We start from the raw sequence: 10,876 nt of genomic DNA, 5'->3' as shown, positions 1-10,876 counted from the left end.
GTTTCGGTGGTCATAGCGTAGGGGAAACGCCCGGTTACATTCCGAACCCGGAAGCTAAGCCTTACAGCGCCGATGGTACTGCAGGGGGGACCCTGTGGGAGAGTAGGACGCCGCCGAACAATCATTCAGAAGGGTTGGATCCCGAACTTCGGTTCAGGGTCCAACCCTTTTTTGTTGCGCGTCACTTGGAGTTCACGTCGCGCGGCGAGCATCCACCCCATGATGGCTACCGCTGCACTGCTCAGGGCCGCCGGTGTCGGTGTCGGCGACGAGGTCGTCGTACCCGCCTTCGGCAACGTGGATGTCGCCGAGGCCGTGATGGCGGCCGGGGCGCGGCCGGTCTTCGCCGACATAGATCCGGTGACCTACTGCCTGGAGCCGGCCGCGGTGGACGCGGCGACAACCCCGCGGACGGCGGCGGTCGTTGTCGTTCACCGTTTCGGTCGGCCCGCCGATCTCGGGCCGTTGCAGGCCCTCGGCCGGCGGCACGGGCTGCTGGTGCTGGAGCAGAGGGAGTCCGAGGTGCCCGAGGGGCCGTACGAGGAGGTGGCCCAACGGCGCGAGAGGGCGGCGTTCCTCGACTCCAGGCTGCGGGGCGTGCGCACACCCGAACGTGGAATCGGGCACACCTATCAGCAGTACGTCGTCCGCGTACCGGGGAACGGGCGTCCCGACCGGGATGCCTTCGCACGAGCCATACGGGTCAAGGGCGTTGCATGCCGGGTGCCGGTGAAGACGCCGGTGCACCGGCTGCCCGGATTCCGTCAGTGCGTCTCCCTCCCCGAGACCGAGCGGGCCGCGGAAGAGACCCTCGCGCTTCCGGTGGACGCCTCACTGACCAAGAGGGAAATGCAGCGGATCGCGTCCGCGTGCAATGCGCTGGGCGGGCTGCTGCAGCCGGCCCTTTGAGGGCGGTTGGGAGCACGGTCCTGTTCGGGGTATGCTCTATCCCGTTGCCGCGAGGGATACTCCGGTCGAGGCAACAGGCCCCTATAGCTCAGTCGGTAGAGCGTCTCCATGGTAAGGAGAAGGTCAACGGTTCGATTCCGTTTGGGGGCTCGCAGAGAAAGGCCCCGCCCCTTCGGGCGGGGCCTTTCTTCATGCCCTCAAGTTTTCATGCCCCCGGGCAGGGCGCCCGCTCATCCTTGTGCGGGGCCGGCACCCGCATGGCCAGGATGGCCATGTCGTCGGACGGGGCATCGGAGGCAAAGCGTTCCACGGCGCGCATGATGCGGGCCGCGACGGCTCCGGCCGTCAGGCCCGTACAGGTCGTCAGAACTTCGGCGAGACCGTCGTCGCCCAGCATCCGTGGACCCTCACGGCGCTCCGTGACGCCGTCGGTGACGCAGAGGAGGACATCGCCGGGATCGAGGGTGACCGTCTGCTCGTACAGTTCCAGGTCCTCCAGTACACCGAGGAGGGGCTGCGGTTCCGCGGCCGGTTCGACCGTGCCGTCCGGGCGGAGCCGGAGCGGGAGGGGATGGCCGGCGCAGACCACCTTCAGTTCCGCGCTGCCGTCCTCCTGCGGACGCATCTCCCCGTACAGGAGGGTGAGGAAGCGGCTGCGGGCGCCCTCGTCGAGGATCGCGGAGTTGAGGCGCTCCAGGACGGCCGGGCCGCTCAGGCCCTCGCGGGCCAGCAGGCGGAGCGCGTGCCGGGCGAGGCCGGTGACGGCCGCCGCGTTCGGGCCCGTACCGCAGACGTCGCCGATGGCGAAGCCGTAGGCGCCGTCGCTGATCGGGAACAGGTCGTAGAAGTCGCCGCCGACCTCGTTGCCCTCACCGGCCGCGCGGTAGATGACCTCGACCTCGACGCCCTCGATCGCAGGCAGCTCCGGCGGCAGGAGACTGCGCTGGAGGGACTGGCTGATCGCCGTGCGCTCGGAGTAGAGGCGGGCGTTGTCGAGAGCCAGGGCGGCCCGCCGGGACAGGTCCTCGGCCAGTTCCAGGATCTCCTGGCGGAAGTGCTCGTCGGTCGGCTTGCCCAGCGTCAGCATGCCGATGACGCGGTTGCGCGCGACCAGGGGAAGGACCACCGTCTCGCCGCCCACCGCGGAAGCCGTGGCGAGGGTCGGAACGATACCCGTCGTGAGCTGCCGGGCGGGGCCGCCGCTGAGGCCGAGGCTGCGCATGGAGGTGCGCAGCGCGGCCTGGTGGGCGGCCTCCGCGGGCGCCGACCAGATACGGGCGCCGGGAGCGGGGACCGGATCAGGCGGGGGGATCTTCGAGAGCAGGGACTTGATGCCGTCGATCAGTTCCTCGTCCTCGTGCAGTACGTAGGAGAGGTACGGATCGGAGGACTGGTCGGCGATGGTGTAGACGGCACACCAGGTGGCCAGGGTGGGCACCGTCATCTGGGCCATCAGGGCCAGGGTCTGGTCCCGGTCCAGGGTGCCGGCCAGCAGGTCGGAGGCCTCCACGAGGAAGCTGAGCGAGCCCCGGCGCAGCCGCTCCAGTTCGCCGAGACGGGCCGACTCGACCGCGAGCGCGATCCGGTCCGCCGCGAACTGCAGGCGCAGCGCCTCTTCGTTGGAGTACCTGCCGGGCGCCTCGGCGGCGACGCCGAGGGAGCCGGTGAGGCGGCCCTCGACCTTCAGCGGGACGGTGACGACCGAGCGCATGCCGGTGCTGTTGAGGAGGGGGACCGCGCCGGAGACCGCGGTGAGGTCTTCGTGGACAGCCGGCATACGGGCGGAGCCGTAGCGGCCGGGGCCCGCCTCGACGGGGACGCGGGCGAAGCGCTGGCGGGCGGAGGGGAGGCCGGTGGAGGCGCGGACCTCCAGTTCGGTCTCGTCGTCGGTGGCGAGGAGCAGGAAGGCGGAATCGCCGTCCAGCATGTCGCGGGCGCGTTCCACCGTGCGCTGGAGCAGGCCGTCGAGGTCGTCCGGTGCGGGGGAGCCGATGAAGACCTCGAACGGGTCGGCGCTCTGGCCCTCGGAGCCGCCGGACGCGTCGGACGGGACGCGCAGGGGCGTCTGCAGGACAGCCCGTTCGTGGTCGCGCACGAGCAGACAGACGGTTGACGGTTCTCCCACGGTGTCGCGGACGCGCAGGTGGGAGGCGTATACCGGGATCACCCGGCCGCTCGCGCCCCTGATGCCGTAGCTGCCCTCCCAGCGGGAGAGCTGGAGCGCGTCGGCGATGCCGGTGCCGGTGCCCGGGGTGTGCGGCCAGGCCGCGAGGTCCGTGAGCGGCTTGCCGGTGACCTGCTCGGCGGAGTAGCCGAAGAGTTCCTCCGCGTCCTCGTTCCAGGCGCTGATGGAGCCGACCCGGTCGATCTGGACGACGGCCACCCGCACCCGGGTGTCGGCGAGCGGGAGGAGGTGGGCCGGCAGGGAGGGGCCGGCGGAGCGGGCGCCGACGGAGCGCTCGGGGAGTGCGAGCTGGAACCAGACGGTCTTGTGGGTGGGGGTGTAGTCGACGCCCCAGTGGCCTGCCAGGGCCGCGCACAGCTGGAGGCCGCGGCCACCCTCTCGGTCGGGGCTGCCCATGCTGTCGAGGGAGCCCTGGAGCGGGATCTCCCGCTCCGGATACCGGTCGGCCACCTCGATCCGTACGCCCTCCTCGCTGCGCAGACAGAGGAGATCGGCGGAGGTGCCGGCGTGCACGACGGCGTTGGTCACCAGTTCGCTGGTGAGTACCACGGCGTCGTCGACGATGTCGCCGAAGCCCCAGCCCTGCAGGGTGTCACGGACGAAGGAGCGGGCGCTCGCGACCGATCGCCCCAGAGGTTCGAAGCTGGCGGCCGCGCGCGCGGTGATCACAGAACTCCCCATATGTCGGCGGCCCCCGCCCCTCCATGCCCGATTCCCGGCTCGCTCGGTACAGGGTAGTCGGCCAGTGGATCGGTGTTCAGGGGTATCCCCCTGCATTCCCCGGGGGATACCCCTGAACACCGGCGCGACGCGTCTCGCGTCACAGGTCGGCCGACGAGCTTCGAGAAGCTGCCGAACTGTTGTGACTCCGCTTGACCCGAAGGCCCGCTTCTCGCTGTACCGGAATCCGGCGAAGGACAAGCCCTGCCCGACTGCTCAACGAGGGGTGCCGTTGTGAGTTACGGTCATGGGTCGGCATGGTGGAACACTGGGCAGGCTTGTTGCGAACGTCCGGGCGGGGCGAGTGTCCGCCGCCCGCGGTGGGCAGCAGCCTCCTGGCGGCGCCTTGGAACGCCGGGCAGGAAATCGCAGTAGTACAGGAAAGAACGGTAGGAACGGGACTGCCCCTGGGGCGCCCGGGCACAGCGGTAACGGTCGACCCCTGCGGGAGGGACACAGTGGAGTCTGGCGCAGCGACGCGGGGCACGAAGACGACGCGCGCGAAAGGCGGACAGTCCCTGAGTAAGCCGGGAAGGGCGCGGGGCGGGACCACCACCGTGGACACGGCGGCCCTGAACCGGCTGATGGCGGCCCTGGTGGCGATGCGGGACGGCAACTTCCGCAAGCGGCTCACGGTGTCGGGCGACGGCGTGATGTCGGAGATCGCGGCGGTCTTCAACGAGGTGGCCGACCGCAATCTCCATCTCACCGGTGAGCTGGCGCGGGTGCGCCGGATGGTCGGCCGTGAGGGAAAGCTCGCGGAACGGCTGGAGACCGGGCCTTCCGAGGGTTCCTGGGCGACCGCCATCGACCATTCGAACGCGCTGGTGGACGACCTGGTACGGCCGGTCTCCGAGGTGAGCCGGGTGCTGTCGGCGGTGGCCGAGGGTGATCTGTCGCCGCGCATGGAGCTGCGGACGCAGGCGCCGGACGGGACCGGGCATCCGCTGCGGGGCGAGTTCCTGAAGGTCGCGCGGACGGTCAACAATCTGGTCGACCAGTTGTCGATCTTCACCGACGAGGTCACGCGGGTGGCCAGTGAGGTCGGTACCGAGGGCAAGCTGGGCGGACAGGCCCAGGTGCGGGGGATGTCCGGTTCGTGGAAGGACCTGACGGACTCCGTCAACACCATGGCGGAGCGGCTGACGGCGCAGGTGCGTGATATCGCGCTGGTGACGACCGCCGTCGCGCGCGGTGATCTGTCGCGCAAGGTCACCGTGCATGTCGAGGGCGAGATGCTCGAGCTGAAGAACACGGTCAACACGATGGTGGACCAGCTCTCCGCGTTCTCCTCCGAGGTGACCCGTGTCGCGCGCGAGGTGGGCACCGAGGGCGCCCTGGGCGGTCAGGCGCAGGTGCCCGGGGTGGACGGCGTGTGGAAGGAGCTCACGGACTCCGTCAATACCATGGCCGGCAATCTCACGGCGCAGGTCCGCGGGATCGCCGAGGTGACGACCGCGGTCGCCAACGGTGACCTGTCGCGGAAGGTGACGGTGCCGGCGCGCGGCGAGGTCGCGCAGCTCGCCGAGACGATCAACCAGATGACCGAGACGCTGCGGATCTTCGCCGACGAGGTCACGCGCGTCGCCAACGAGGTCGGGGCCGAGGGACAGCTGGGCGGCCAGGCGAACGTGCCGGGTGCGGCGGGTACGTGGAAGGACCTGACGGACTCGGTCAACACGGTGTTCCGGAACCTCACCACACAGGTGCGGGACATCGCGGCGGTGACGACGGCGGTAGCCAACGGTGACCTGTCGCAGAAGGTCACCGTGGACGTGGCCGGCGAGATGCTGGAGCTGAAGAACACCGTCAACACGATGGTCGACCAGTTGTCCGCCTTCGGTGCGGAGGTCACGCGCGTGGCGCGCGAGATCGGCGTCGAGGGTGAGCTGGGCGGCCAGGCGCAGGTGCCGGGTGCGGCGGGTACGTGGAAGGACCTGACGGACTCCGTCAACACGGCGTTCCGGAACCTCACCGGTCAGGTGAGGAACATCGCCCAGGTGACGACGGCGGTAGCCAACGGTGACCTGTCGCAGAAGGTCACCGTGGACGTCTCCGGCGAGATGCTCCAGCTCAAGAACACCGTGAACACGATGGTGGACCAGCTGTCGAGCTTCGCCGACCAGGTCACGCGGATGGCCCGGGACGTGGGCACGGAGGGCCGGCTGGGCGGCCAGGCGCGGGTGGACGGCGTGTCGGGCACCTGGAAGGAGCTCACCGACTCCGTCAACTCCATGGCGTCGAACCTGACCGGTCAGGTGCGCAACATCGCGCAGGTGACCACGGCCGTCGCGCGGGGTGACCTGTCGCAGAAGATCGACGTGGACGCGCGGGGGGAGATCCTGGAGCTGAAGAACACCATCAACACGATGGTGGACCAGTTGTCCTCCTTCGCCGACCAGGTGACGCGGGTGGCCCGTGAGGTGGGTACCGAGGGCCGGCTGGGCGGGCAGGCGCAGGTGCCCGGGGTCGCCGGTGTGTGGCGGGACCTGACGGACTCCGTGAACGGCATGGCGTCGAATCTGACCGGTCAGGTGCGCAACATCGCCCAGGTGGCGACGGCGGTGGCGCGCGGTGACCTGTCGCAGAAGATCACCGTGGACGCGCGCGGGGAGATCCTCGAGCTCAAGAACACGCTGAACACGATGGTGGACCAGCTGTCGTCGTTCGCCGAGGAGGTCACCCGGGTGGCCCGTGAGGTGGGTACCGAGGGCATCCTCGGCGGTCAGGCCGAGGTGCAGGGTGTCTCCGGCACCTGGAAGGACCTCACGCAGTCGGTGAACGGCATGGCGAACAACCTGACCCTCCAGGTGCGCAACATCGCCGAGGTCACCACCGCGGTGGCCAAGGGCGACCTGTCGAAGAAGATCACCGTCGACGCCAAGGGCGAGATCCTCGAGCTGGTCACGACCGTGAACACGATGGTGGACCAGCTGTCGTCGTTCGCCGAGCAGGTGACCCGGGTGGCCCGTGAGGTGGGCACCGAGGGCATCCTCGGCGGTCAGGCGCATGTGCCGGGTGTCACGGGCATCTGGAAGGACCTGAGCGACAACGTCAACCTGATGGCCAAGAACCTGACCACTCAGGTGCGCAACATCGCGCAGGTGTCCGCCGCCGTCGCCAACGGCGACCTGACGCGGCAGGTCAGCATCGAGGCGCGCGGAGAGGTGGCGCAGCTCGCCGACACGATCAACACCATGGTGAAGACGCTGAGCGCGTTCGCCGAGCAGGTCACCAAGGTGGCCCGCGAGGTGGGCACGGACGGGATCCTGGGCGGTCAGGCGCATGTGCCGGGTGTGGCGGGGACCTGGAAGGACCTCACCGAGTCGGTGAACGGGATGGCGTCCAACCTGACCGGTCAGGTGCGCAACATCGCCATGGTGACGACGGCCATCGCCAAGGGTGACCTGACGAAGAAGATCGACATCGACGCGCGCGGGGAGATCCTCGAGCTGAAGACGACCATCAACACGATGGTGGACCAGCTGTCGTCGTTCGCCGAGGAGGTCACGCGGGTGGCCCGCGAGGTGGGCACCGAGGGCGCGCTGGGCGGTCAGGCACGGGTGCGGGACGTCGACGGCACCTGGCGGGACCTGACCGAGTCGGTGAACGAGATGGCCGGGAATCTCACCCGCCAGGTGCGCGCCATCGCGCGGGTGGCGACCGCGGTGACGCGCGGCGACCTGAACCTGAAGATCGACGTGGACGCGTCCGGGGAGATCCAGGAACTCCAGGACTACATCAACAAGATGATCGCCAACCTGCGCGACACTACCATCGCCAACAAGGAGCAGGACTGGCTCAAGGGCAATCTGGCCCGCATCTCGGCGCTGATGCAGGGCCGCCGCGACCTGGACGACGTGGCCTCGCTGATCATGAGCGAGCTGACGCCGGTGGTGTCCGCGCAGCACGGCGCGTTCTTCCTGGCGATGCCGCTGGTCGACGGAGAGGACCTGACCTCCGCGGGCGAGGACCAGTTCGAGCTGCGCATGCTCGGCTCGTACGGATACTCCATGGGGTCCATGCCGACGTCGTTCCAGCCCGGTGAGGGGCTCATCGGGACGGCCGCCACGGAGAAGCGCACCATCCTGGTGGAGAACGCGCCCAGCGGCTATCTGAAGATCTCCTCAGGGCTCGGGGAGGCGCCGCCGGCGCAGGTGATCGTGCTTCCGGTGGTCTTCGAGGGGGAGGTGCTCGGCGTCATCGAGCTGGCGTCGTTCACGCCGTTCACGGCGATCCAGAAGGACTTCCTCAACCAGATCGCCGAGATGATCGCGACGAGCGTCAACACCATCTCGGTCAACACCAAGACCGAGCGGCTGCTGGCCCAGTCGCAGGAGCTGACCGAGCAACTGCGGGAGCGGTCGGCGGAGTTGGAGCAGCGGCAGAAGGCGCTCCAGGCGTCCAACGCCGAACTGGAGGAGAAGGCCGAGCTGCTGGCCCGGCAGAACCGTGACATCGAGGTGAAGAACACCGAGATCGAGGAGGCGCGGCAGGTCCTGGAGGAGCGCGCGGAACAGCTCGCGGTCTCCATGCGCTACAAGAGCGAGTTCCTGGCGAACATGTCGCACGAGCTGCGTACGCCGCTCAACTCGCTGCTGATCCTGGCCAAGCTGCTCGCCGACAACGCCGAGGCGAACCTGTCCCCGAAGCAGGTCGAGTTCGCCGAGACGATCCACGGTGCCGGGTCCGACCTGCTCCAGCTCATCAACGACATCCTGGACCTGTCGAAGGTCGAGGCCGGCAAGATGGACGTGTCGCCGACGCGGATCGCGCTGGTCCAGCTCGTCGACTACGTGGAGGCCACCTTCCGGCCGCTGACCGCGGAGAAGGGCCTGGACCTGTCCGTGCGGGTCTCCCCGGAGCTGCCGGCCACCCTGCACACCGACGAGCAGCGGCTGCTGCAGGTGCTGCGGAACCTGCTGTCCAACGCGGTGAAGTTCACCGACTCCGGATCGGTCGAGCTGGTCATCCGGCCGGCCCGTGACGATGTCCCGCAGGCCATCCGGGAGCAGTTGCTGGAGGCCGGTTCGCTGACCGACCCGGACGCGGACCTGATCGCGTTCTCGGTGAGTGACACGGGCATCGGCATCGCGGCCGGCAAGATGCGGGTGATCTTCGAGGCCTTCAAGCAGGCTGACGGCACCACCAGCCGCAAGTACGGCGGTACGGGGCTGGGGCTGTCCATCTCGCGGGAGATCGCCCAGTTGCTCGGCGGCGAGATCTACGCGCAGAGCGAGCCGGGCCGCGGCTCCACCTTCACGCTGTACCTGCCGCTGCAGCCCAGTGAGCTGCCGCCGCACGGCTACGCCCAGGCCATGCCGGCGCTGGAGGCCGGGGGTCTGGTGACGCCGGCCGAGCCCGCCTCGTCGGAGGCCGGCGCGCCGGTGGAGGTGAAGCCGTACCAGGACGCCCGGAACGGGACGGCCGCGCTCTTCCGGCGCAGCCGCCGCGTCACGCCCCGGCGGGAGCTGACCTCCGAGGCCGAGCCGGAGCAGTGGCCGGTCGTGGAACAGCAGGAGCCGGCGCCCCGGTCGACGCGCCGGGGTATCCGCTTCGGCGGCCAGAAGGTGCTGATCGTCGACGACGACATCCGCAACGTCTTCGCGCTGACCAGCGTTCTGGAACAGCACGGACTGTCCGTGCTGTACGCGGAGAACGGCCGTGAGGGGATCGAGGTGCTGGAGCAGCACGACGACGTGGCGGTCGTGCTGATGGACATCATGATGCCCGAGATGGACGGGTACGCCACGACCACGGCGATCCGCCGGATGCCGCAGTTCGCCGGGCTGCCGATCATCGCGCTCACCGCGAAGGCGATGAAGGGCGACAGGGAGAAGGCGATCGAGTCGGGAGCCTCCGACTACGTGACCAAGCCGGTCGACCCCGATCACCTGCTGTCGGTGATGGAGCAGTGGATGAGGGGGGAGTGAGGCGGCGGCCGCGGGGCGCGCGTACGGTGACGGGAAGCTCCGGCGTTCATCCGGAGTCGCTGACGCGGTGGGCGCGAAGTCGTGTAGAAGTACGGGATTCGGGGAACCTTCTGGTCTCCCGCCGCGTTTCTGCTACGTGCACAGTGACATCACGGTGACAGGGTGTGGCGACGAGCGGGGTGCGGCTACGATGACCGGCACAAGGACGGACGGCGCCAGGGAGTCGTCCCCTGGGGTGGTACTCACAGGTACGGCCCCAGGTCCTGCGGACAGGGGAGGCCCCAAGCCGGGGCGAGGAGGGCGGGCCATGGTGCAGAAGGCCAAGATCCTCCTGGTCGATGACCGGCCGGAGAATCTGCTCGCGCTGGAGGCTATCCTCTCGGCGCTCGATCAGACGCTGGTGCGGGCATCGTCCGGGGAAGAAGCGCTGAAGGCACTGCTCACGGACGACTTCGCGGTCATTCTGCTGGACGTCCAGATGCCGGGCATGGACGGTTTCGAGACGGCCGCGCACATCAAGCGGCGGGAGCGGACCCGCGACATCCCGATCATCTTTCTCACCGCGATCAACCACGGTCCGCACCACACCTTCCGCGGGTACGCGGCCGGTGCGGTCGACTACATCTCCAAGCCGTTCGACCCGTGGGTGCTGCGCGCGAAGGTCTCGGTCTTCGTCGAGCTGTACATGAAGAACTGCCAGCTGAGGGAGCAGGCGTCGCTGCTGCGGCTCCAGTTGGAGAGCGGGGAGAAGGACGCCGGTGAGGCGAAGGAGCCGGCGGGACTGCTCGCCGAGCTCTCCGCCCGGCTGGCGGCCGTCGAGGAGCAGGCCGAGGCGCTGACCAAGCAGCTGGGCGACGATTCGACCGACGCGGCCGCGGTGGCCACGGCCGCCCATCTGGAGCGCAAACTCACGGGATTGCGGCGGGCGCTGGACGCACTGGAGCCGGGGACCGGCAGCGCGTCCTCGGTACCGTCGCAGAACTGAGTCCGGGGACACGGGCCTTGCCTTGGCCTCCGGAGCCGGCCGGGCCTGAAGGAGCGTCAAGGAGGCCTTGCGCGCGTCCTGTCGCGTCACCTTCACGCCTCGGCGGGAGCGACACGAACGGGTGAAGCGGTCGTCACGCGTGTC

The 10,876-nt window shown here is 69.2% G+C and carries 4 protein-coding genes, 1 tRNA gene and 1 rRNA gene; 5 read left to right on the top strand and 1 reads right to left on the bottom strand.

Annotation, left to right across the window (positions count from 1 at the left end):
- Positions 1 to 2 precede the first annotated feature (2 nt).
- The 3 genes from rrf to HTV45_RS15890 all read left to right on the top strand — a co-directional run bounded on the left by rrf (position 3) and on the right by HTV45_RS15890 (position 1,059).
- A 5S ribosomal RNA gene (rrf, locus tag HTV45_RS15900) occupies positions 3 to 119 on the top strand.
- Between the two features lie 118 nt (positions 120 to 237).
- Positions 238 to 909 carry a DegT/DnrJ/EryC1/StrS family aminotransferase gene (locus HTV45_RS15895; RefSeq protein ID WP_215206434.1) on the top strand — a complete coding sequence of 224 codons (672 nt, stop codon included), beginning with the start codon at positions 238 to 240 and terminating at the stop codon, positions 907 to 909.
- Positions 910 to 986: 77 nt separating this feature from the next.
- A tRNA-Thr gene (locus tag HTV45_RS15890) sits at positions 987 to 1,059 on the top strand.
- Positions 1,060 to 1,114: 55 nt separating this feature from the next.
- On the opposite strand, the gene HTV45_RS15885 is transcribed toward HTV45_RS15890, so the two are convergent.
- Positions 1,115 to 3,775 carry a SpoIIE family protein phosphatase gene (locus HTV45_RS15885; RefSeq protein WP_308309650.1) on the bottom strand — a complete coding sequence of 887 codons (2,661 nt, stop codon included), beginning with the start codon at positions 3,773 to 3,775 and terminating at the stop codon, positions 1,115 to 1,117.
- A 497-nt stretch (positions 3,776 to 4,272) separates the two neighbouring features.
- Here HTV45_RS15885 and HTV45_RS15880 point away from each other — a divergent pair, with 497 nt between their 5' ends.
- Together HTV45_RS15880 and HTV45_RS15875 are read left to right on the top strand one after the other, a co-directional pair.
- Positions 4,273 to 9,747 carry a HAMP domain-containing protein gene (locus tag HTV45_RS15880; protein ID WP_215206426.1) on the top strand — a complete coding sequence of 1,825 codons (5,475 nt, stop codon included), beginning with the start codon at positions 4,273 to 4,275 and terminating at the stop codon, positions 9,745 to 9,747.
- Between the two features lie 307 nt (positions 9,748 to 10,054).
- Positions 10,055 to 10,732 (top strand): two-component system response regulator, encoded by a 678-nt coding sequence (locus tag HTV45_RS15875; protein ID WP_215206425.1) that lies wholly within the window; start codon positions 10,055 to 10,057, stop codon positions 10,730 to 10,732.
- Positions 10,733 to 10,876 lie beyond the last annotated feature (144 nt).

This window comes from Streptomyces sp. CHD11, assembly GCF_018638295.1.
GTDB lineage: Bacteria > Actinomycetota > Actinomycetes > Streptomycetales > Streptomycetaceae > Streptomyces.
This window is presented reverse-complemented; position numbering and strand designations above follow the sequence as displayed.